Below are 21,440 nucleotides of genomic sequence, written 5' to 3' on the forward strand. Positions count from 1 at the left end.
ACCGGTCAAGACGGCTAATCTCGTTTTCTCCGATTCCGTATCCCCGGAGACCGTGCGTCTACTGGCCCGGGGCCACGTTGGGCCCGAAGCCCAGGGCCAGGGTGGGCAGCACCTTCCACTCGGTCCACGCCGGGCGGGCCCAGGAGGCCTCGGACGAGGCGCTCGCCCCGACGCCCAGGCGCAGGAAGCCGAAGCGCCAGGCCACGCCCGCGTGGGCGCCGTAGGGCATCAGCAGCCGCGTGTGCACGCTGGCCGTCCAGAAGAGGCCCCGCCCGTCCTGGGAGCGCCACAGCGGCCCCTCGTAGGAGAGCGACTGCGAGGCGATGGAGGCCCCCGCGTACAGCCCGCTCACCGGCAGGGAGAGCACCACCTTCACCTGCTCGACGAAGCGCACGCCCGTCATCGCCGGGTAGGCGGGCGCCATGGGCACCTCGTAATGCAGGAAGGTGCCCGAGTCCTCGCTGAGCACGTCCACGCGGTCCAGCCGCACCGGCGCGGCCAGGGTGAGGCCCGCGGCCACCAGGGAGAGGGTCAACGGCATGGCGCACGCTCCACGTAGTCGGTGATGAGGTAGTCCAGGGGCCAGCGGCAGTAGGCCGCGAGCTGCCCCTCGGTGTTGGGCGTCCACACGGCCGTCTTCAGCCCGGCCTTGCGCACCGCCTCCAGGGCGGCGCGGTCCGCCACCGGGTACGCCACGGCGATGCCATCCGCCCCCGCGTCGCGCGTGAGCTGGATGAGCTCCTGCACGCCCACGGTGCGCTTCAGCTCGTTGACGAGGCCCACCAGGGTGGTGTTGTCGTCCGCGGCGAAGGCCGGCCAGATGAGGAGCGTCTCCACGTCCTGGCGCGCCTGGAAGGCCTTGAGCAGCTCGCCCCGGGTGGAGGTGACGAAGAAGCGGTTGGGCAGCGCCGCCGCGTTCCAGCGGGCGAGGATCTCCTCGGCGAAGATCTCGGGCGGCTCCGTGTAGTCCGGGTGCTCCTTGACGTCGAGCTGCACCACCGTGTCCGGGGAGCCCTTCAGCGCGGTGAGCAGCTCGTCCAAGGTGAGGTAGCGGTCCGCCACCTTGAAGGCGCCGATCATCGCCGGATCTCCCAGGCCACCGCAGCGGTAGTCGCGCTGCAGCTCCGCCAGGGTGAAGTCCTTGATGGGGAGGCGCGAGCCCTCGGGCAGCCGGCGGGCTTCCGTCTCGTTGGGCTGGAGGGTGTACGTGCACAGCTCCGCGTCGATCCACGCATCATGCGAGAGGATGGGGATGCGATCCTTGGTGAGGACGACATCCACCTCGATGGCCGGGTAGCCCTCGTGCAGCGAGGAGAGCACCGCCGAGCGCGAGTTCTCCGGGTAGTGGCCCGCACCGGCCCGGTGCGCCACCACCCGGGGTTGACCCGGAGCGTCCACGAAGCCGCAGCCCGCGGCCAACAGCAGCGCGCAGGTGAGCGCGCCTCCTCTTTGATTCCACCTGGTCGTTGTCATGGGGGGCCCGATTCGTACCACGAGGGCTCCCCCTCCAACCATGCAACCGCCGTGAAGCTCAGGCCCCGATCGCGGTGGGACGCGCGGCGGTCTCCCGCACCTCCGCGTCCACCTGCTGCCGGGCGGGGATGAAGGTCATGGCGCGCTCGGCCAGCGCGGTGATGGTGAGCGAGGGATTCACCCCCGGGTTGGCGGAAATGGCCGAGCCGTCGATGACGTACAGGCCCTCGTAGCCGAAGAGGCGGTGCTGGGAGTCGATGGTGCCCGTCCGGGGCGAGTCCCCCATGCAGCAGCCGCCGAGGATGTGCGCGGTGGTGGGGATGCCCATCAACGACTCGGAGGCCAGCGTCATGGGCAGGCCGTCCAGCTTCTCCGCCACCCGGTGGGCCAGCTCGGTGGCCTCGGGGATGTGGGCGGTGGGCGCGGGGCCCTCCTGCAAGCCGGTGGTGAGCCCCTTGGTTCCGCCGGTGAAGAGGCCGCGCCCACGCCGCATGCGCAGGTGCCCGTCCAGCGTGCGCATGTAGAGGAGGATCATCGACCGCCGGGCGAAGTCGCGGGCGAACCACGAGCCGAGCGTCTTCAACGGGTGGCGCAGGAAGAGGCCGGCCAGGTTCGCCAGCCGCGACAGGGCGGTGGCGCCCCCGACGTGCGGCGCCATCAGCGAGCGGAAGAAGTCCGAGCCCGCCGAGTAGCGCACCGGCTCCAGGTGCGAGTGCGCGTCCGTGTGGAGGATGGAGCCGATGGCGATGCCCGTGGACAGGTCCTTGCCGTGGAAGCGCTTGCCGGCGAGCACGCCGATGAGGGCCTCCGAGTTGGTCCGCACGCCGTCGCCGAGCCGGTCCGACAGTTGGGGCAGTCCGTCCGGGTCGGCCTTGAGCTTGAGCAGCAGGTCCACCGTGCCCAGCACTCCGCCGGAGAAGATGACCTGGCGCGCGGTGAAGCGCCGCTTGCGCCGGGAGAAGCGCGAGGTCCCCTCGAGGGCCTCCACCTCGTAGCCGCCGCCGGGCAGCGGGCGCACCCAGGTGACCTCGGTGTCCGCGTGGAGGGTGAGGCCGCGCTTCTCGGCGAAGTAGAGGTAGTTCTTGTCCAGCGTGTTCTTGGAGTTGAAGCGGCAGCCCGTCATGCAGCCGCCGCACGCGTTGCAGCCCGTGCGCTCGGGGCCCTCGCCGCCGAAGTACGGGTCCGGCACCGTCACCCCGGGCTTGCCGAAGTAGACGGCCACCGTGGTGGGCTGGAAGTCCTCGCGCCCCATCTCCTTGCCCACCTGCTGGATGATTTCGTCCGGCAGCGTGCGCAGCGGATTCACCGTGGCCCCGAGCATCCTGCGCGCCGTGGCGTAGTGCGGCGTCAGCTCCGTCTTCCAGTCCGCCAGCGCCCCCCAGGAGCGCGCCTGGAAGAAGTCATCCTTCGGGATGGGCAGCGTGTTCGCGTACACCAGCGAGCCTCCGCCCACGCCCACGCCGGACAGCACCGTGACGTGGCGGAAGAACGTCATCTTGAACAGGCCCCGCCACCCGAGCTGCGGCATCCACAGCCACTTCTTCAGGTTCCAGTTCGTCTCGGGGAAGTCCTTGGCCTGCAGGCGCCGGCCCTTCTCCAACATCACCACCCGGTACCCCTTCTCCGTCAGCCGCAGCGCGCTCACGCTGCCCCCGAAGCCCGAGCCGATGATGAGCCAGTCGCAATCGAAATCCATCGTGTCCTCCCCCCTTACGGGGATGGTTCACAGACTACCCGGGAGCGTGCTGGGTGCGCTCCTCTTCCCGCTCGGAGGGCAGACATTCGGGCACGGCACGGGGTTGAACCTGGGATGCGGGCACCCTCACCCCGTCCCTCTCCCGAAGGGAGAGGGGAGTGGGGCTCGGTGTCACTCGATTACTCGGATGGAGTCAGTTTCTGGCGGGCCGTTTCCCGGCGCTTCGCTCGCACCTTGCCCGCCACGTTGAGCAGCAGCCGGTCTCGCTCCCAGCGCTCACGCGTCGGTGCGTCCACCTGCTCCCAGAGCGTCCCCAGTCCGTCCACCCTCCTCCGGCACAGGTCGATGGCACCGGCCAGCGCCAGGTGCACCGCCGGAGAGGTCGCGTCCGCCTGTGACAGTCCCCGCATCGTTACCGCGAGTGCCAGGAGTTCCTCGCGCACCTCGTCCGGCCAGCCCGCGCGCCGCGCCACCTGGAGCAGCCACCCGAGCACCGCCGCGAACACGTGGCAGTCCTCCACCGTGCGGAACGGTTTGACGTAGCGCTCGTAGCCATCGCCCGGCAGCACCTCCTCGGGCGCCACCGCCACCTCGTGCAGCCGCAGCTCGGCGTGCGGTACCTCGGGGACGAAGGGTGTCTGGGGCAGCTCGGTGAGCGTCACCCCCTCGCGCCGGGAGTCGATTCGCACGAGCCGGAGCCGGTTGCGGCCCTGCTCGTCCTGTCCCTCGCTGGCCACCACCAGCAGCTCGTCCGCCGCGGTGCCCAGGGTGACGAAGGCCTTCGTGCCCTCCAGCCGCGGCGGGCCCTCGCCCGGGCCGGTGAGCCGGGTGAGCATCGCCGCGGGGTGTCCGCCCCCGGCTTCGGTCACGCACAGCGCGTAGCGGTGTTGGGGCGGCAGTTGGGGCAACAAAGTGCGCAGGGCCGAGTGGTAGCCCGAGGCGAACGCGTAGCCCAGCCGATCTGCCGCGAAGCCCCCGGCGAACGCCACATCCACGGGCAGGGAGAAGCGCGTGGACAGTTCGAGGTGACGCGTCCACCAGTCCTCGACGGAGCCCTGGGGCGCCGGAGTGGGTGGCTCGGTGAGGAGGAACCGCAGGAGCTCGTCCATGCGCCCACTCTAGACGAATCCCGGATGCCAGAGACCCTCCGGGCCCAAACGCGAGCAACTGGTCCGACTGTTGGACCAGTTGGTGAAGCGCGCGCCCGGGAGGCGGTCCGGGCACGCGGTTCCAAAAGGTGTCCGACTGTTGGACAACTTCGTGAAGCGCGCCGCCAGGGTCAGTCCTTGAACTCGGTCCAGACCGGCGCGTGGTCCGAAGGCTGCTTGCCCTTGCGCGCGTCGCGGTCCACTCCCGCCGCCACCAGCCGCTCCACCAACGGCGCCGTTGCGAAGATGTGGTCGATGCGCAGCCCCTGGTTCTTCGGGAACGCCAGCATCCGGTAGTCCCACCAGCTGAACTTCTGCTCCGCCGGGTACAGCTTGCGGAACGTGTCCGTCAGCCCGAACGCGCACAGGTGCTCGAGCGCCTTGCGCTCCTTGTCCGTGCAGAGCGTCTGACCCTCCCACAGCGCCACGTCCCAGACGTCGATGTCCGCCGGCGCCACGTTCCAGTCCCCGCACAGCACCAGCGGCTCGTCCGGCTTGTGCCGCGTGTCCAGGTAGCGCCTCAGCCGCCCGTACCACTGCAGCTTGTACTCGTACTGCTCCGAGCCCACCGACTGCCCGTTCGGCGCGTACGCGCTCACCACCCGCACCCCGTTCACCGTCGCCGCGATCAGCCGCGCGTGCGTGTCGTCCACCCCGTCCGACAGGCCCTTCACCACGTCCGTGGGCTCCGTCTTCGCCAGGATGCCCACCCCGTTGTACGTCTTCTGCCCGTGCACCACGGCGTGGTAGCCCGCCTCCCGCACGGCCTCCATCGGGAACTCGGTGTCCTGGCACTTCAACTCCTGCAGGCACACCACATCCGGTTGAGCGCTCTTCAGCCAGTCCACCAGCCGATCCTTCCGGGCGCGGACAGAGTTCACGTTCCAGGCGGCGATCTTCATCCCGTCCAACGTCGCACGTCACCTCCCACCTCGCCACGGTTTTTCCCTTTCCCCTCCCAGGTACACCCTTGTAGGTCCTGTAGCGCGTTGTGGCGCCGGGGCCTTTGGACTCCTGGGGCTCCCGGGTGTGGCCCACCGGCCGCACAGGGGCCGCCTGGGGAGCGGGGAGGCGTCCTCGTAGACCCTCACCCCCGCCCTCTCCCAGAGGGAGAGGGAGTCTGGAAGGCGGCTGGCACGGGCATCGCAGTGGACTCCTCCCGAAGGAGCCGCACCATGAAGAACACCATCCTGTCCGCCTGCCTCGCCGCCCTTTCCCTCACCGCTTGCGATGCCAGCCAGCTCCGGCGGCCCCAGGGGCTCCTCTCGTCCTCTCCCAACCGCCTCACCCACCGGGTGAGCCCCTCCTCCGAGGCCCCCTTCCCTACTTCACCCGGGATGCCCTCGCCGGACGAGGCCCTGCCCGAGACGGCCGCGCTCCCCATGCCGTCCGAGCCCGGGGCCGAGGCCCTCCCACGGCCCGAGGACCTCCTCCCCGCCGAGCCCGCGGATACCCTCTCGCTCCCCCACGAGCCGCACCTCTACCCCGTGGCCCACCTCGATCGCGCCCGCGCGCTGCGCGAGGAAGGTGACCTCTCCGGTGCCCTCACCGAGGCCCGCCGCGCCGTCCACGACGCCGCCGACGATGTCGACGCCGCCGAGCAGGCGCTCGAGGTCCTCATCCAGCTCGCCCGTGTCTCCGGCCAGAAGCAGCTCGCCGCCGAGGCATACCGGGAGCTCGCCATCCTCTTCCCCGATGGCTCCGAGCCCCTCATCCAGCAGGCCCGCCTCCTCCTGGAGCTCGGCGACACCGAGGGCGCCTTCCGGGCCGCCGAGGCCGCGCTCGAGCTCGACATCGAGTACCCCGAGGTCTACCAGGTGCTCGGCCTCATCCACCTCGCCGCCGGCCAGCCCGCCGAGGCCATCCTCCGCTTCAAACAGGCCGTGCACCTCGACCCGTACCACGGGTATGCCCTCAACAACCTCGGGCTCACCTACCTGCGGACCGGCCAGGACGCACTCGCCGTCGAGGCCCTCGCCCAGTCCGCCTACCTGCTTCCCCAGGTGGGCTTCGTCCACAACAACCTGGGCCTCGCCTATGAGAGGCTCGGCCGCTACGAGGAGGCCCGGATGGCCTTCGACACCGCCACGCGCCTGTCCCCGGGGGACCTCAAGGCCCGCTTCAACCTCCAGCGGTTGAATCGCGAGGCCCGCGCCTCCGTCGATCTCCAGGCGCTCCTGGGGGAACGCTCGTCCCCGGGGTGCCCGGAATAGCCGGGGGCCCCATGTGTCCCGGGAGGCCCCCCGGCTGGCGGGCCACCAGCCCATTCCGGTTCTCCGCCCGCCGGTTTAACGTCGCCCACCTTTGTTGTCCCCGCGCCACATGAACCCGGCCCGCGAGATGAGCTCCCCAGCCCTCCTCCCTTCCTCCCGCCACTCCTCCGGCTCCCCCGGCTCCTCCGGCCCGTCCCAGCCTGGGCGCCCGGCTGTGGCTCTGGACGAAGCGGCTCCTCGTCCTCGCCGCCGTGGGCGCCGTGCTGCTCGTGCTCACCGTCCTGGGCACCTACCTCTACTTCAGCCGGGATCTCCCCTCGGTGGAGGCGCTGCGCAACTACAGCCTGCCCCAGGTCACCAAGGTGCGCTGCGCCGACGGCTCCATCTGCTCCGAGTTCTTCCAGCCCCAGGGACGCCGCACCGTGGTGGACATCACGGAGCTGCCCCCCCACGTGCGCAATGCCTTCCTCGCCGCCGAGGACGCCGACTTCTACAAGCACGAGGGGCTCGACTTCTTCGGCATCGTCCGCGCCGCGGTGAAGAACCTCATCCCCGGCCGCCGCACGTCCGGCGCCTCCACCATCACGCAGCAGGTGGTGAAGAACATGCTGCTGACGCCCGAGCGCAAGCTCTCGCGCAAGATTCGCGAGTGGATCCTCACCCCGCGCGTGGAGCAGGCGCTCACCAAGGATCAGATCCTCGGCCTCTACATCAACCAGTCCTATTACGGGCAGGGCCGCGACGGCATCGAGGAGGCCGCGCTCTATTACTTCGGCAAGCAGGCGAAGTTCCTGAGCATCGGCGAGGCCGCGGTGCTCGCGGGCACGGTGCAGTCGCCCAACCGCATCAACCCGGAGAAGAACATCGTCAAGGCCAAGCAGCGCCAGACCTACGTGCTGGGGCAGATGGCCGGGCAGGGTTTCGTCCCCAAGGAGGTGGTGGAGAAGGAGCTGGCCAAGCCCATCGTCCTCGCCCCGCGGCTTCCCCCCGAGGTGGGCCCCTACTACGCCGAGGAGATCCGCCGCACGCTCGTCGCCCGCTACGGCGGGGACGCCGTGCTCACCGGCGGCCTGCGCGTGGACATCGCCATGGATCCCAAGCTCCAGGCCATCGCCGATGAGTCGGTGCGCAAGGGCCTGGAGGCCGTGGACCGGCGCCAGGGCTACCGCGGCCCCGTCGGCACGATGGATCCCGCGCGCTTCGAGCAGCTCAAGCCCTTCATCGCGAAGCAGATCGAGGAGGCGGGCCGGCGCCAGAAGGAAGGCGCCTACGTGGCCGACCTCTCCTCGCTCGCCCAGTCCACCCCCACCCCTCCGCCGGCCGGGGAGACGCCGGTGGTGGTCACCGAGACCGAGCAGGAAGAGGAGGCCCGGCTCTCCGCCGACGAGAAGCTCGCGCTCGCCGTGCCGCTGCAGCCCCTCCAGGAGGGCCTGCGCCTGCACGGCGTCGTCACCCAGGTGGATGACACGGGCAAGAAGGCCCGCGTGGACCTGGTGGGCCGCGCCGCGGAGATCTCCTTCTCCACCGTCACCTGGGCCCGCATGAAGGGCAAGGGCGCCCCCGCGAAGATGTCCGACGTGATGAAGCCCGGCGACATCGTCCGGGTGCGCGTCACGCGCGTCATGCCCGCCCCCTCGCTGCTCGAGGCCACGTTGGATCAGGTCCCCCTCGTGCAGGGCGGCCTCGTCGCCATCAACCCGGGCAACCGCCACGTGGTGGCGCTCGTGGGCGGCTACGACTTCGCGGCCTCGCCCTTCAACCGCGCCACCCAGGCCCGGCGCCAGCCCGGCTCGTCCTTCAAGCCCTTCCTCTATGGCGCCGCGCTCGGCAGCGGACGCTTCACCCCCCTCAGCACGGTGAACGACGCCCCCGAGGCCATCCGCGACCCGTACACCGGCAAGACGTGGAAGCCGCAGAACTACGACCGCGCCTTCGACGGCCCCATGACGCTGCGCCAGGCGCTCACCAAGTCCAAGAACACCGTGTCCGTGCGCCTCATCGAGGCCATCACCCCCGCCACCGCGATCGACTTCGCGCGCCGCGCCGGCATCCGCTCGGAGCTGCCGGAGAACCTCACCCTGGCGCTGGGCACCGGCGAGGTCACCCTGCTGGAGGCCGCCAATGCCTACGCCACCCTGCAGGCCAACGGCCGCTACGCCGAGCCGCTGATGATCCTCAAGGTGACGGACGCGCGGGGCAAGGTGCTCGAGGAGCACCAGCCCGCCTTCGAGGAGACGCTGCCCCCCGCGGTGGCCTACCTCACCACGTCGCTCATGCGCAGCGTGGTGGAGGAGGGCACGGCCCGGGCGGTGACGGAGCTCAACCGCCCCGCCGCCGGCAAGACGGGTACCACCAACGAGAGCCGCGACACCTGGTTCTCCGGCTACACCGCCGACTTCGTCGCCAGCGCGTGGGTGGGCTTCGATGACCACTCGCCCCTGGGCAGCTCCGAGACGGGCGGCCGCGCGCCCCTCCCCATCTGGCTGGACTTCATGCGCGCCGCCCACGAGGGCCTGCCCTCGCGCGAGTTCCAGGTGCCACCGGGCGTGGTGCAGGTGCGCATCGATCCCATCACCGGCCTGCTCGCGGGCAACTCCGTGCCCGGCCGGCTCGAGTCCTTCCTCGATGGCACCCAGCCCACCGTCGAGGCGCCCCCGCCCGGCCACGTCAGCCCGAGCGACTTCTTCCTCCAGGAAGGTAGCCGGGGGGGGTTGTGAGCCGGGCCCTCGCCGCCGCCCTGCTGCTGGCCGCGCTGCCCGCTCCGGCCGCTCAAACGCCTCCACCACCGGCCCCCGCGGCCACCCCGGCCACGCCCGCCCTCGAGCGGCTCGCCCAGGCCGTGGCCACGGACGTGCGGGCGATGAAGCCCGAGCCTCCCGTGGCCCTCCACCTCTCCGGCGGTGCCCCGGAGTTGCGGCGCGCCTTCGCCACGCTGCTCGCCTCGCGTCTCGCCTCCGCCGGGCTCGCCCCCGTGGTGCTGGAGGCCCCCTCGCCCGAGGCCGCCGAGGGGCTCGCCCGTGAGCAGGGCTCCCGCGCCCTGGTGCGGCTCACCCTCGGCGTGGAGGCCGGAGAGCTGCGCGCCCGGGGCGACGCGTTCGGCACCTGGGTGAACTTCTGGTCCGGCCGCTCCGCCACCCGGGCCCCCTCGCCCGCCGCCGCCATCGCCCAGGCCGTGGAGGCGGATGCCGCGGCGCTCGCGCTCGCCGCCGTGGAGCCTCCGCGCACGCCCACCCCGGCCACCGAGGGGCCGCGCCCCCTGCACCTGCTGGGCGCAGTGCTGGCGCGCCTGCCCTCCCCTCCCGCCGCGCTCGCCGCGGGAGATCTCGATGGGGACGGCAAGGACGAGGTGGCCGTGCTCACCGCGCGCGCCGTGCACGTCTTCGCCGCGGATGGGAGCCTCGTCGCGGAGCGCTCGCTGGAGGTGCTGCCCCCCGGCCCCGCGCCCACCCGCGAGCCCTTCGGGGCGCTCGCCATCCTCTCCGGGCCGCCGCGCCTCGCCGCCTGGTCCACCCGCTTCGCCCACGGCGAGGTGCTCACGCTGGAGAACGGCGCGCTGCGAGGCGTGTCCCGGCTCGAGGCCGTGCCCCTGGGCCCGGAGGCGCGCGGCGGCTTCATCCCGGGCCAGACGGCCTTCGCGCCCGAGGTGCGGCTCGGCACCGGCGAGCAGCGGTTGGCGGGAGTGACGGCCCGCTTCACCACCTTCAGCGCCGCCCAGTCCCGCGTGCTCCTCGTCCACCCGGATGGCTCGGCCTCCTTCTTCGCCCGGCCCGGGGGGGCGCCCGTGCCGATGTCCGGCCTCGGCGCCGGCAGCGCGCTCGGGGACCTGGACGGAGATGGGACGCCGGAGCTGCTCACCACCTCGCCCGAGCTCCAACCGTCGCCGGACGTCCTGCGCGTCTTCAAGACGAACGGGAGCGATCCCACCGCCCATGAGCCCCTCTGGCAGGGGCCCCTGCCCTCCGGCCGTGCCCTGCACGTGGTGACGGCCAACCTGGACGGGGACAAGCGCCGCGAGGTGGTGGTGGGCCTCACGAAGCCGGACGGTACCGGCGAGCTCTTCCTCCTGCGCCAGGGTGCGCCATGACGTTCCGCCACGCCCTCGCCAGCCTCCTCCTGCTCGGCGCCACGCCGTCGCTCGCCGCCGGCCGCGTCCCGTACGGAGGGGAGCTGCGCGTCGCCCACACCGGCCCCGCCGAGCCCGCGGAGCCGGCCCTCGCCGACAGCCCCCTCGAGGCCACCCTGCTCGGGCTGCTCTCGCGGCCCGCCTGCCACCTGGCCCCGGACGGGAGCCTGTCGCCCGCGCTCGCCCGAGAGCTGTCGCGCCCCGCTCCGCAAGTGGTGCGCCTCACCCTGCCCTCGCCCGCGCAGGCCACCGCGCTCGCCCGGGCGTGGGTCCGGCTCGCCAGCACCGAGGCCCCCTCGCCCTACCGCGCCCTCCTCTTCCCGCTGCGCGGAGAGGGCCGCCTGCTCTCCCCCACCGGCGACACCCTGGAGCTGGCGCTCGGCTTCCCCTGGCCGGACATGGAGCGCGCGCTGTGCCACCCCGCGCTCGCCCTGCCGCGCTCCGCCCCCGCCGCGCTCGGCCCGTTCTCCGCCGCCAGCGCCAACACCGTGGAGGCGCGGCTCGCGTGGAATCAGGGCCGGCCCTACCTGGACAGACTGCGCCTGCAGGCCACCGACGAGCGCGGCTTGTCGCGCCTGTGGTCGGCGCAGGAGGCCCAGGTGGCGCTCGGCGTGCTGGCCGATGCGGGCACGCCCTCCGGCGCGGCGCTGTACGCCACCTACCTGGCCTGGTCTCCGCGGCGCGTGCCCCCGGACTTCCGGCAGGCGGTGGAGAGCGCCCTGGACCGCGAGGATCTCACGCGCCTCTTCGTGCGAGGGCCGGCCGTGCCCATGCCGAACCTGCTGCCCCCCGCGCTCCTCCCGGTGTCCCCGGGCGCCCGCCCCACGCCGCCGCCTGCCGCTCAGGCCGGACGCAAGGTGACGCTCCTCTACGACGCGGGCAACGAGGACCAGCGCGCGGTGGCCGAGCGCCTCCAGGTGAGGCTGTACGACCGGGGCTATACCGTGGCCCTGCAGCCCCTGCCGCGCGCCGAGCTGCGCGCCCGCTGGGCCCGGGGTGAGTACGAGCTGATGCTCCACTCGCTGCTGCTGCCGCCCGTGCCCGGCCCGGCGCTGGCCGTGGTGCTGGACGCCGCGGGCCGGAAGGATCTGCTCGGGGTGGAGCTGCCGCGCATCGGCGCCCTGCCGGACGCCGCGGCGCGAGACACGAGGGCGAGGGAGCGGGCCCTGGCGCTCGCTCCGTCCGTGCCGCTGCTGCCCCTCTACGCGCAGGGGCTGGCACTGCGCGCGGCGCCGGAGGTGGGAGGCCTCGTCTTCGACGCCCAGGGGCTGCCCATGCTGGACGGCGCCTGGCTGCAACCGGCCGTGACGGGTATCCCGGGAGCCCGGAGATGAGACTGAGGACGAGGCTGGCGCTCGCCTTCGCCCTGCTGGCGCTGGTGCCGCTGGCGGTGATGGTGCCCTTCACCCTGACGCAGCTCCGCGCCACGCTGTCGCGAGGGCTGGACGCGCGCATGGACGCAGCCACCGCCTCCGCGCAGGAGGCCGTCGAGCGCGCCGCCGCCAACGCGCGCCGGGCGGTGGAGGAGCTGGTGGAGAAGCTCGGCCATGGAGGACCTGGCGCGCGAGGCCCGCGAGTCCCCCGCCCGGGCCATCCGAGCGGACACCGCCCAGCCGCTGATGAAGAGCCGGGGCCTCACGGTGCTGTCGCTCTTCGATCGCAAGGGCACCACGCTGTCCTCCGGGCACCTGCCCGCGCGCCGGGGAGATCCGGATCCGGTCCTCTTCGGGGTGACGCGGGAGAAGTCACCCAAGCCCGTGCCGGTGAAGGTATCGGTGCGAGGAGACCAGGGCCTGCGCGAGGTGCCCGCGCTCGTCACCGCGAGGCCGGTGGACTACGGGGATTCGCGGCTGTGGGTGGTGGGTGGGGTGCTGCTGGACCAGGGATTGGCGGCGCACCTGTCGAGGCTCACCGGAGCCGAGGTGGCACTGCTGTCCGGGGACACGGTGGTGGCGAGGGCGGGGAGCGTCACGCCGCCCACGGTGGCGCGCGTGCTGCCGCTGGGCGAGGCCGCCACGGTGCGGCTCGTCTTCAGCCGGGCGGCGGAGCGGGAGGCGACGGTGGGCGTGTTCCGCTCCTTCCTGCTGTTGGCGGGGCTGGGGCTGAGCTTCGCGGTGCTGCTGGGGATGTTGATGTCCCGGCGGATTACGCAGCCGGTGGAGGCGCTCACCTCGGGAGCGAGGCGCGTGGGCGAGGGCGCGTGGGACGTACAGGTGCAGGTGAAGGCCACGGGCGAGGTGGGCGAGCTGGTGAAGACGTTCAACCACATGACGACGGAGCTGCGCTCGACGACGGAGCGGCTGGTGGCCACGGAGCGAGTGGCCGCGTGGCAGGAGGTGGCGAGGCGGCTGGCGCATGAAATCAAGAACCCGCTGACGCCGATCCGCATGTCGCTGGAGACGCTGATGGCGGTGCAGGACGCGCGGGACGAGCGCTTCCCGGCGCTCTTCCGGGACAGCGCGGGGGTCATCCTGGAAGAGGTGGACCGGCTGAAGCGGATTGTCGACGAGTTCAGCCGCTTCGCGCGCCTGCCCAAGCCGCAGTTGGAGCCGGTGGACCTGGGCGAGCTGGCGCAGAACGTGCTGTCGCTCTACGCCTCACCGCCGGAGGGCATCCGCATCCACTCGGAGGTGCAGCCGGGAGTGGTGGCGAAGGCGGACCGGGACCAGCTCACGCAGGTGTTGGTGAACCTGGTGAAGAACGCCGAGGAGGCGATGGCCAAGGGGGGCGGGGCGCTGCACGTGCGCGTGCGAGGCAGCGACCAGGAGGCGGTGGTGGAGGTGCAGGACAGCGGCCCGGGGATTCCACCCGAGCACCGCGCGCGCATCTTCGAGCCCTACTTCACGACGAAGGACGGCGGCACGGGCCTGGGACTGGCGATCGCGGCACGCATCCTCCAGGAGCACGGCGGCAAGCTGGACGTGGGCGGCGAGCCCGGCCAGGGCGCCTGCTTCACCCTGTCGCTGCCGCGCGAACCTCGTTGACAGCACTTTTCATTACGTCCGAGGCACGTTGCTGCTTTCTCATTCGTTTCAGGTTGACGCATCAGACCTGCGCTGATTCGCCCCCCTGCTCAAAGCAGGCCGGCCCCGTGCTCCTTCTGAACCCTGGCGACCACATCGGCGATATTTCCGTAGACTTCATGCTCCCAGATTCGAATCACCCGCCAGCCGAGCTTCAACAACTCACCATCCACCCGTTGATCCCGCCTGCGATTGGTCTCCAGCTTGGACAGCCAGAACTCCCGGTTGGCTTTCGGTTCCGTGTAATGCACGGGACAGCCATGCCAGAAGCAACCGTTGACGAACACCGCAATCCTCTTTGATTTGAAGATGATGTCGGGCGATCCGGGCAGAGCACGAGTACCGAGGCGAAATCGCAGTCCGGCTCGCCATAGCGCCCGTCGGAGCAACACTTCAGCGTCGGTATCCCGGCTCCTGACACGTGCCATCTGCTCCGATTTCGTCAGGAGCCTATGTCCGTGCGGCTTGAGACGTCTCCGACGCTTGGGAGCGGTGCGCGAGGTGCGCATGCTCATACGTGGGTGCCCCCAGCCTTCGCGGTTGCCGCGGCGGCGAAACTGCCGGTCCCGAGGATGCTTGCACTGATTACTCCCGGATCAACACCGAGCTGAGCCAGATTGACTGCGCAGAGACGCACCCGTGTTCCTGTAACGGAAGTTCCCAAGTCACGTACTTCGAGGCGGTCGTGAGGGTAGACCAGCACCGCAGCTTCTACCCCGAAGGCCGATGCATGGACGAGCAACTGGTAGATATCGCTTGCGGATGCGCTCCCGCTCCATTCCTTGTACTTCACATCCCCGATGAGCACGGCCTTGCCCGCGGCAAGAACCACGATGTCGGGGTTGGCTCGGTGGGTGTTCGGTTGCGAGGGAAAGATCGGCTGCGGCTCTTTCCGGCCGGCTTGGACGGTTGCCGCAGCACCGAGACTCCTCGCGAGCATCGCTCGCACGGCCTTCTCGAACACGTTCTCGAGGTTCAGGAACCATGCACGAGGTACCCGCTTCGAGGTGGGAGCATCCTCGCGCTCGAAGCTCTCGTGAGAGAGGATGACGGCCGCAAGCGAGAGCACGTCCGCGACGAGCTGGTCCTTCGCTCCCGCGGCCAGAGACTCCGCCGTCCTGGCGGCATCCTCACGCCTGCCGAAAAGGACACCGCTATCACGGCAATCCGCAAAGAGAAGGGCCATGGCTCGAGCGGCAGTGAGCGTTTCTCCGGGAATCGGAATGAGTTTGGCGACGTGTTCAACTTCGGCGAGTGCGGCCAGGATTGTCTTGTTGATCGGCACGTCGAAGACAATCGTGTTCTTTTCGAAGGCGGCGAGATGAGCCAGTCCCCGAGCCCTCAACCGTACGGTGCGTGTGACGTCGAGCCTTCCGCCGATGAGCGACCCCACCCGTGGCTCCAGGGCATAGCGGAAATCGCGTCCCCGTGAGGCATACCTGCGAACGGACTCGACGAATTGCGAGACGATCAGCGCAATGAGCGGTCCGAGCTCCGACGCCGGCGAGGCAAGCCGCTCCGTCCGGAAATCCACTCCCGTAGCGGCTCGAAGCAGTGACGCGACAGCTCCGGGCACCTTCTCATGTGCCTCGATGGTGAAGTCCTCCGAGACGTCAGCAATCCCCACGTAGGAGCTGCCGTACAGCCGCACACGCCCCGCCGAAAGCTGCTCCACTTTGAGTACGCCGCGTTCGACGAGCACCCAGAATCGGGGCTGACGCGACAGCTCCTTCCAGAGGTGGCCCGGCACCTCGTCGCTGCGACCTCGCTCCGGCACCCTGATCGTGACACGACTCATGGCAGCTTGAAGTCACGAGACGATCGCCAGACGTACAATTTTTCGATCTCCTCCGTGAACGGATGAGGCTCGACAAGCGGTCGTCTGAGGAGGTGCGCGATGCGCTCCCTCCAGAGCAAGTGGAGATCCGGTGATTCCGCTTGGACATCGGCGAAAATCCCGTGGCCGAACGGCATGAGGTACTCATACTCCGAACCGTAGCGGCGTTCGCACTCCGTGAAGAGCGCCTGGAGCTTTTCGATCACCTTCGGCTCGAGGCGAGACTTCAACATCTCCGAGAGCTGTTCCGTTGACGGAGCAAACCGGATGATGCGCAGGCGCCGGAGAAGAGCGTTGTCGAGCTCAATGGCCGTGCGGTCCGTCGGATTATACGTGGCGAGGATGGTCAGGTTCTTGGCGACATAGATGGGGCGCCGGCTGTAGACCGAAACGAAGGGCCGGTCGCGATGCTCGAGATAGGTCATCAACTCGCCAAGCACCGCGGCGAGATTGGCGCGCGTGAATTCCTCGATCAGGAGCACATACCACCGATCGGGATCATCCAAGGCCCGTTGGTTCCACTCGAGGAAGACACCGGGCACGACGGTGACGCCGGAGGACTCGTCGATTCGCAGCCCTTCGATGAACTCCTCATACGAGAACGACTGATGGAACTGGATCTCCCGAACCAACAAGGGCTCGCCGCAGAACCGCTGCGCGGCGATAGAAGCGACGAAGGATTTGCCCGTACCGGGGACCCCGGCCAGCGCGACAATCGAGCGCGCCCCATATCTTGAGCACGCCTCGACCACGTTCGTGATCATCTCCTCAGTGGCTTGCCCATAAGCTGTTTGGCTCATCTCAAGTCTTTCGGAAGCGCGGCGCAACGAGAGACATGCTCGATGTAGTCAGGCACTGAAGCAAACTCACGGTGCGGATGTTCGATTCGGGCCGCCTCGCGGACAAGAGCAAGCGTGTCCGGGAGGAGTTGGTAGAAATCATTGCTCCCCTTGTCCGAGAACAGCGTCCAACCGAACGATGCGAGAGACATCCACGAGATCATTCTGTCGTTTTTCTTCTCATCCGTGAGGGTTTCCTCTCCGAGCAGGCCGAGGTCCTGGAGCTTCCCGAGCCCGCCGGATCTTCCGAATGCACGCTTCCAGTTCATCCGGATTTCTCACCCTCAACACCGCCCGGTTCAACTCCTCTGAACGGAGCCGCCCGTCGAGCGCCAACATTGCCCGCCAGATGAACGCAAACGGGAAGACTTCCATCGACTCCGCGTATTTCTGCCCGGCGCCCGTTGGATTGCGCAACTGGCAGGCGGCCAATGCATACGCGGCGTGCCTGGCAAGGACGATGCAGTTCTTCGGTGTGATGATGTCCAGCCAGCGGCGGACCGCGACACCCAGCTCGGTGACATGAACCACGCCCGCATCTTCGTAGAGCAGCCCAACGGTTTGATAGACCTGCTTGCCGTCCCGATATCGTTTGGGATCCGGCCCCGGCCTCTTGCCACCGGCGCGAGCGCTATCGTACGGAAGAAGCCCGAGCACTTCCTCCGGCTTGAGACCATGAGCATCCAGAAAGGGACGAAGATTACGGGATTGCGCCTGGACCGGCAGAAGACGGAACGTCGAATGAAGTGAGCCGCCCCATGTCGTTACGGTCCCCGGCATCAGCCACCTCTCTCCTGTTGGAACAACAGCATCTGTCGAGAACCGTGCGCACTTTTCCGTCGAGTCCCCGTCGAGGACTCGCCGAGCGGCGAGGCGGCGAGACAGGCGGCGGCCGCACGACCGAGCACCTCGGCGAGCAACGGCGGCACGGCATTGCCGATTTGAGCCGCGACGTCTTCCTGGTTCCCCGCGAACAGGAAACCATCGGGAAAGGTCTGAAGCCTCGCGCCCTCACGAAGGGTGATGTTGCGGTCCTCGAACGGATGCGCGAATCGTCCCCGCGTGAAACTATCGAACCGCGCGGTGATGGTGGACGCGGGCCGATCAGGCGCGAGCCGTCCGTAAACATACCGATGCCCGATGCGATCCGCTCCGGCCTTATGACAGTCGACCCGCAGGTGAACGGGCAGATCTTCCATTCCGCCGCCGGGCGGTATGTGCCGCAGGCGCTGCCTGTTGAGCTCGGAAAGCCGCGTCTGCCTGTGCAAGGGATCGGGCAACAGGGCGCTGTCCGGCGCAGTCGGCGCGGGCAGATCTCCAATCGCATCCCACACAGTGCGGTACTCTTCTTCTTTGAAAGATGCGCCCGGCAGGAGGAATGGAGCCGTATCGGCGCGACGTCGGCCGAGGACGACCACTCTGCGGCGCACCTGAGGCACACCATGATCGGCGGCGTTCACGAGATGCGCTTCAGCATCGAAACCAGCAGCGTCCACTGCCTCGAGAAAGGATTCGAACAGCGCATGGCCGCGCTTTCCCACAAGCCCCGGCACATTCTCCATGATGAAGAGACGCGGCCTCAACTCGCGGACCATGCGCACGAATTCGAGGACGAGGCTGTTTCTCGCATCATCATCGGAGCCGATGCGCTGGACCGAAAAGCCCTGGCAGGGCGGCCCTCCGACGACGAGGTCCACAGGAGACCCCTCGACGTCGGCGCGGCGAAGAAGCTCGCCTGCGCTCATTTGGGAAATGTCGGCGCATACGATGGGATGTTTGAAATTCCGGGCGTAGGTTTCGGCGGCCAGGTTCCACGAATCCACCCCGCAGAGCACATGGAAACCGGCCCGCTCGAGTCCGAGGGTGAACCCCCCTGCCCCGCAGAAGAGATCGACGACGGTCAGCGGCCTGTCCGCTCCCGCCGCCGAAGGTCGCTCCCTGTTTCCCTTACGCATCGCAGTCCACTGCGCCCTTCCGATACCCGGCCTTGAGCGCTGGGATCAGCCGTGAGAATGAGGGCCCCACAGGTGCCGTGATGCCGGGATCAAACCGCTGCGGAGGCTGTGCCGCGTTGAGCTCAACGAGAACATGCACGGCGAGGTACGCTGCGAAGGCCGGAGGAACGGCGTTCCCGATTTGTCGGAATCGCTCATCGAGCGACCCTTCGAAATTGTAGTTCGTCGGAAAACTTTGAAGAAGCGCCGCTTCGCGCACCGACAAACCACGATCCTGCTCCGGGTGAGTATAGCGGCCGCTCGCCGGGTTGCGGGCATAGGCCGTCACCGTGATGGCTGGTTTGTCCCAGAACAAGCGCCCATAGACGTCCTCATACGCAGCCCGCCCACTCCGCGCCTTCGCACGTCTCAGACACTCAGGGCCGACGTCTTCGGGGCGGTTCCCGCCGTTCTTCGGCACGGCGCGGATGGTGGCCAACGTGGATTCCTTGTGACCCGCCGTATAGTGCATGGGATCATCCGGATGGCGTTCACCGGCACGAACCGCGGGCAAACCTCCAATCGCCTGCCGGACCGTCCGAAATTCGCTGCGAGAGAGAAAACCCTTCGGCGGGGAGAATGGACGCCTCATCGCAAGCATGAGCGCCCGAAAACGCTCTTGAGGCACCCCGAACTCCGCCATGTTGTGAACCCCGACGTGCACATGATACCCGGCACGCACCAGGAGTTCGCGCGCTCTGTCCACGAAGGGCCAGTAACGGTCCGTCAAGAGTTCCGGTACGTTCTCCACAATGACCGCCGCCGGCTGAAGCCTGGTGGCGATGCGAGCGAAGTCGACAAAGAGGGAGTTGCGCGGGTCAGCGGAACCGGCCTCATTCCGATGGGAGGAAAAACCCTGGCAGGGAGCGCAGCCGATCAGTACGAGCGGACGCGTGTCGTCCGTTCGAGCGGCGCCCAAAGTCTCATTGAATACCTTGGGGCGCCGGGCCATTTCTCCGATGTCGACGTTGAACGGTTGTATGCCGATGTTCTGTGCATACGTGCGGTTGGCAATGGAGTCGATATCCACCGACCCCACCATGCGGAAGGCCGGAACCAGGCCATTCACGGAGAGAAAGCCCGCCGACATCCCTCCGCAACCGCTGAACATATCGATCACATCGACCGGACCGGATGGTGCAATCCGGGCACGCTCCCAGTTCACGTTCAACTCAAGCGCTGCGGCTTGAGCCGCCGAACCGCTGCATTGCGTGAGAGCACGTCCGACTTCTTCGAGAGAAAGTGATGACGCCGACTCTACGAGATGCGGGGTATCAATCGTTGATGGGGCGTGGCGAAGCATCAATGGATTCTCCAGCGCACAGGTACGTGGATCAAGCAGCACGTGCACGCACGCCTTCACGGTGCTGCCTGGCAGGACGACTGCGCCATCCGACATCCGCACAGGACTGGGGCCGGCGAATGTGCCACGGAAGCCCTCGCCGTCAAATTTGCAAGAGCGGCTGATACGCCCGCAGTCCCCGCGCAAGGCGCTCAGCAGCGTCGGATACCCCTTCCACCCATAGAGCCCGCCTCCTTCCTTCGACACCGGATGCACGGACGCATGACGTCCGCTGTCTGCTCCTCCGATTGATGGAACACCGCCGGTCGGGTCTGGATTCCTACCTCCATGGTTACCTGGCACTCCCCGGTGACATCATAATAGGGGGCGCCGAGGCCTTCATCCCCATTTCCCGCCCGCTCGTCCTCCGACGAGCCACGCGCACCGCGAGGCCGGTCAGTCCCGGCTCCGAGCGTCAGTCCTTCGTCCGCTTCGAGCGCGGGCCCTTTCCGTGCGACAGCGCGTGCCGGCCCGGGGCCTGTCCTGGCGCCTTCTTCGAGACGCCGTGGTCCTTCTGCGGCGGGCCCGGGTCGCGCGCGGCGGCCGCGAGGCGCTCCAGCTCCGCCTTGAAGACGGGGTCCTCTCGCGGCACGGCGGCGCGAGGAATGTTGGCCCGCATGATCTGCTCGATGCGCTCGGTCATCAGCCTGTCCTTCGCCGTGACGAGCGTCGAGGCCACGCCGCTCGCGGAGGCGCGTGCCGTGCGGCCGATGCGGTGCACGTAGTCCTCCGGCGCGTGCGGCAGGTCGTAGTTGATGACGTGCCCCACGTCCTCGATGTCCAGCCCGCGCGCCGCGATGTCCGTGGCCACCAGGCACCGGTACGTGCCCTCGCGGAAGGACTTCAGCGCCTGGTTGCGCTGGCTCTGCGTCCGGTCCGCGTGCAGCACCCCGCACGTGTACCCCGCCCGCTCCAGCGCCTTGTGCACCTTGTCCGCCCGCTCCTTCGACGCCGCGAAGATGAGCGCCGTCGCCTCGTCCCTCGCCAGCAGCGTCAGCAGCAGCGCGGACTTCTCCTCGGGCTTCACCACGTACAGCCGCTGCTCGGCGCGCTCGGCGGGCGTCCCGCTGCGCGTCACCTCCACGCGCACCGGCCTGTTCAGCTCCTCGCGGGCGAAGCGGCTCACGTCCGGCCCCAGCGTCGCGGAGAACAGCAGCGTCTGCCGGCGCCCGGGCAGCGCCGCGAGAATCGCCTCGAGCTGCGGCTGGAAGCCCATGTCCAGCATCCGGTCCGCCTCGTCCAGCACCAGGGCCTCCAACTGCGGGAACGCCGCGGTACGCGATTGCAGCAGGTCCACCAGCCGCCCCGGCGTGGCCAGCACCAGCGTGGGCCGCCGCTTCAGGGCCTCGGCCTGCGCCGCCATGTCCTCGCCGCCGATGACCACCGCATGCGTGACACCGCGCGAGCCGCCGAAGAACTCCACCGGCCCGGCGATCTGCTGCACCAGCTCGCGGGTGGGCGCCAGCACCAGCCCCAGCGTGCCCTTGCGTCCGGCGAAACGCTCCACCAGGGGCAGCACGTACGCGGCCGTCTTCCCCGTGCCCGTGGCGGCGCAGCCGATGACGTCCCGGCCCGCGAGCGCCGGGGGAATGGCCTGCGACTGGATGGGCGTCGGCCGCTCGAAGCGCGCGCGGCGAACGGCCTCCAGGGACTCGGGGGACAGGCCGAGCTTTTCAAAGGTGTCGTTCACGGCCTGGGGGTACCACGCCGCCGCCGTCAGGACCACCCGGCTCGTGTCCGTTCGTCCGCTCG

Annotated in this window: 18 protein-coding genes; 6 read left to right on the plus strand and 12 right to left on the minus strand. The window is 69.3% G+C overall.

Annotation, left to right across the window (positions count from 1 at the left end):
• Positions 1–58: 58 nt before the first annotated feature.
• The 5 genes from ACN28I_RS15190 to xth form a co-directional block, all read right to left on the minus strand.
• The gene (locus ACN28I_RS15190) at positions 59–541 is read right to left on the minus strand and encodes a hypothetical protein (protein WP_420942747.1); all 483 of its coding nucleotides are present in this window, start codon (positions 539–541) and stop codon (positions 59–61) included.
• Positions 532–1,473: a glycerophosphodiester phosphodiesterase gene (locus ACN28I_RS15195; protein WP_420942748.1), complete on the minus strand. Its 942-nt coding sequence runs from the start codon at positions 1,471–1,473 to the stop codon at positions 532–534. Before ACN28I_RS15195 ends, ACN28I_RS15190 begins: the two co-directional genes overlap by 10 nt.
• Before the next feature lie 58 nt (positions 1,474–1,531).
• The gene (locus ACN28I_RS15200; RefSeq protein ID WP_420942749.1) at positions 1,532–3,169 is read right to left on the minus strand and encodes a GMC oxidoreductase; all 1,638 of its coding nucleotides are present in this window, start codon (positions 3,167–3,169) and stop codon (positions 1,532–1,534) included.
• 179 nt (positions 3,170–3,348) lie between these two features.
• Entirely contained in the window at positions 3,349–4,278 is a 930-nt protein-coding gene (locus ACN28I_RS15205; RefSeq protein WP_420942750.1) for an acyl-CoA dehydrogenase family protein, read from the minus strand.
• 170 nt (positions 4,279–4,448) lie between these two features.
• Entirely contained in the window at positions 4,449–5,219 is a 771-nt protein-coding gene (gene xth, locus ACN28I_RS15210) for an exodeoxyribonuclease III (RefSeq protein ID WP_420942751.1), read from the minus strand.
• Between the two features lie 273 nt (positions 5,220–5,492).
• Between xth and ACN28I_RS15215 the strand changes: the two genes are divergently transcribed.
• The 5 genes from ACN28I_RS15215 (at position 5,493) to ACN28I_RS15235 (ending at position 13,637) form a co-directional block, all read left to right on the plus strand.
• Positions 5,493–6,530: a tetratricopeptide repeat protein gene (locus ACN28I_RS15215; protein ID WP_420942752.1), complete on the plus strand. Its 1,038-nt coding sequence runs from the start codon at positions 5,493–5,495 to the stop codon at positions 6,528–6,530.
• A gap of 251 nt (positions 6,531–6,781) precedes the next feature.
• Positions 6,782–9,247, plus strand: coding sequence for a penicillin-binding protein 1A (locus ACN28I_RS15220; protein WP_420942753.1), 2,466 nt, complete (start codon positions 6,782–6,784; stop codon positions 9,245–9,247).
• On the plus strand, positions 9,244–10,614 hold the full coding sequence (locus ACN28I_RS15225) for an FG-GAP repeat domain-containing protein (protein ID WP_420942754.1): 1,371 nt from the start codon (positions 9,244–9,246) through the stop codon (positions 10,612–10,614). Before ACN28I_RS15220 ends, ACN28I_RS15225 begins: the two co-directional genes overlap by 4 nt.
• On the plus strand, positions 10,611–11,987 hold the full coding sequence (locus ACN28I_RS15230) for an ABC transporter substrate-binding protein (protein ID WP_420942755.1): 1,377 nt from the start codon (positions 10,611–10,613) through the stop codon (positions 11,985–11,987). Before ACN28I_RS15225 ends, ACN28I_RS15230 begins: the two co-directional genes overlap by 4 nt.
• Before the next feature lie 213 nt (positions 11,988–12,200).
• Complete coding sequence (locus tag ACN28I_RS15235) at positions 12,201–13,637, plus strand: sensor histidine kinase (RefSeq protein WP_420942756.1); 1,437 nt, start codon at positions 12,201–12,203, stop codon at positions 13,635–13,637.
• A gap of 89 nt (positions 13,638–13,726) precedes the next feature.
• Here the strand turns inward: ACN28I_RS15235 and ACN28I_RS15240 are convergent, their stop codons facing one another.
• From ACN28I_RS15240 to ACN28I_RS15255, 4 genes are read right to left on the minus strand one after another with little or no spacing between them, the layout of a single operon-like run.
• Complete coding sequence (locus ACN28I_RS15240) at positions 13,727–14,191, minus strand: very short patch repair endonuclease (RefSeq protein ID WP_420942757.1); 465 nt, start codon at positions 14,189–14,191, stop codon at positions 13,727–13,729.
• A complete protein-coding gene (locus tag ACN28I_RS15245) occupies positions 14,188–15,474 on the minus strand; it encodes a 5-methylcytosine restriction system specificity protein McrC (RefSeq protein ID WP_420942758.1) in 1,287 nt (428 codons plus the stop codon). Before ACN28I_RS15245 ends, ACN28I_RS15240 begins: the two co-directional genes overlap by 4 nt.
• Positions 15,471–16,277 (minus strand): AAA family ATPase, encoded by an 807-nt coding sequence (locus ACN28I_RS15250; RefSeq protein WP_420942759.1) that lies wholly within the window; start codon positions 16,275–16,277, stop codon positions 15,471–15,473. The genes ACN28I_RS15245 and ACN28I_RS15250 overlap by 4 nt, the downstream gene beginning before the upstream one ends.
• Before the next feature lie 32 nt (positions 16,278–16,309).
• Complete coding sequence (locus ACN28I_RS15255) at positions 16,310–16,621, minus strand: hypothetical protein (protein ID WP_420942760.1); 312 nt, start codon at positions 16,619–16,621, stop codon at positions 16,310–16,312.
• Positions 16,622–16,796: 175 nt separating this feature from the next.
• Between ACN28I_RS15255 and ACN28I_RS15260 the strand changes: the two genes are divergently transcribed.
• Entirely contained in the window at positions 16,797–17,102 is a 306-nt protein-coding gene (locus ACN28I_RS15260) for a hypothetical protein (RefSeq protein ID WP_420942761.1), read from the plus strand.
• A 29-nt stretch (positions 17,103–17,131) separates the two neighbouring features.
• On the opposite strand, the gene ACN28I_RS15265 is transcribed toward ACN28I_RS15260, so the two are convergent.
• The 3 genes from ACN28I_RS15265 to ACN28I_RS15275 all read right to left on the minus strand — a co-directional run bounded on the left by ACN28I_RS15265 (position 17,132) and on the right by ACN28I_RS15275 (position 21,378).
• Complete coding sequence (locus tag ACN28I_RS15265) at positions 17,132–18,307, minus strand: DNA cytosine methyltransferase (protein WP_420942762.1); 1,176 nt, start codon at positions 18,305–18,307, stop codon at positions 17,132–17,134.
• Positions 18,300–19,691 carry a DNA cytosine methyltransferase gene (locus ACN28I_RS15270; protein ID WP_420942763.1) on the minus strand — a complete coding sequence of 464 codons (1,392 nt, stop codon included), beginning with the start codon at positions 19,689–19,691 and terminating at the stop codon, positions 18,300–18,302. Before ACN28I_RS15270 ends, ACN28I_RS15265 begins: the two co-directional genes overlap by 8 nt.
• A gap of 412 nt (positions 19,692–20,103) precedes the next feature.
• Complete coding sequence (locus tag ACN28I_RS15275) at positions 20,104–21,378, minus strand: DEAD/DEAH box helicase (protein WP_420942764.1); 1,275 nt, start codon at positions 21,376–21,378, stop codon at positions 20,104–20,106.
• Between the last annotated feature and the right edge of the window lie 62 nt (positions 21,379–21,440).

It is taken from the genome of Archangium gephyra, from assembly GCF_049060025.1.
In the GTDB taxonomy this organism is placed as follows: Bacteria; Myxococcota; Myxococcia; order Myxococcales; family Myxococcaceae; genus Archangium; species Archangium gephyra_A.

What these genes read in the sequence shown, in the direction of transcription:
- ACN28I_RS15190 (WP_420942747.1), bottom strand. Translation starts at nt 541, where the DNA reads ATGCCGTTGACCCTCTCCCTGGTGGCCGCGGGCCTCACCCTGGCCGCG.
- ACN28I_RS15195 (WP_420942748.1), bottom strand. Translation starts at nt 1,473, where the DNA reads ATGACAACGACCAGGTGGAATCAAAGAGGAGGCGCGCTCACCTGCGCG.
- ACN28I_RS15200 (WP_420942749.1), bottom strand. Translation starts at nt 3,169, where the DNA reads ATGGATTTCGATTGCGACTGGCTCATCATCGGCTCGGGCTTCGGGGGC.
- ACN28I_RS15205 (WP_420942750.1), bottom strand. Translation starts at nt 4,278, where the DNA reads ATGGACGAGCTCCTGCGGTTCCTCCTCACCGAGCCACCCACTCCGGCG.
- xth (WP_420942751.1), bottom strand. Translation starts at nt 5,219, where the DNA reads ATGAAGATCGCCGCCTGGAACGTGAACTCTGTCCGCGCCCGGAAGGAT.
- ACN28I_RS15215 (WP_420942752.1), top strand. Translation starts at nt 5,493, where the DNA reads ATGAAGAACACCATCCTGTCCGCCTGCCTCGCCGCCCTTTCCCTCACC.
- ACN28I_RS15230 (WP_420942755.1), top strand. Translation starts at nt 10,611, where the DNA reads ATGACGTTCCGCCACGCCCTCGCCAGCCTCCTCCTGCTCGGCGCCACG.
- ACN28I_RS15235 (WP_420942756.1), top strand. Translation starts at nt 12,201, where the DNA reads ATGGAGGACCTGGCGCGCGAGGCCCGCGAGTCCCCCGCCCGGGCCATC.
- ACN28I_RS15240 (WP_420942757.1), bottom strand. Translation starts at nt 14,191, where the DNA reads ATGAGCATGCGCACCTCGCGCACCGCTCCCAAGCGTCGGAGACGTCTC.
- ACN28I_RS15245 (WP_420942758.1), bottom strand. Translation starts at nt 15,474, where the DNA reads ATGAGTCGTGTCACGATCAGGGTGCCGGAGCGAGGTCGCAGCGACGAG.
- ACN28I_RS15250 (WP_420942759.1), bottom strand. Translation starts at nt 16,277, where the DNA reads ATGATCACGAACGTGGTCGAGGCGTGCTCAAGATATGGGGCGCGCTCG.
- ACN28I_RS15255 (WP_420942760.1), bottom strand. Translation starts at nt 16,621, where the DNA reads ATGAACTGGAAGCGTGCATTCGGAAGATCCGGCGGGCTCGGGAAGCTC.
- ACN28I_RS15265 (WP_420942762.1), bottom strand. Translation starts at nt 18,307, where the DNA reads ATGCGTAAGGGAAACAGGGAGCGACCTTCGGCGGCGGGAGCGGACAGG.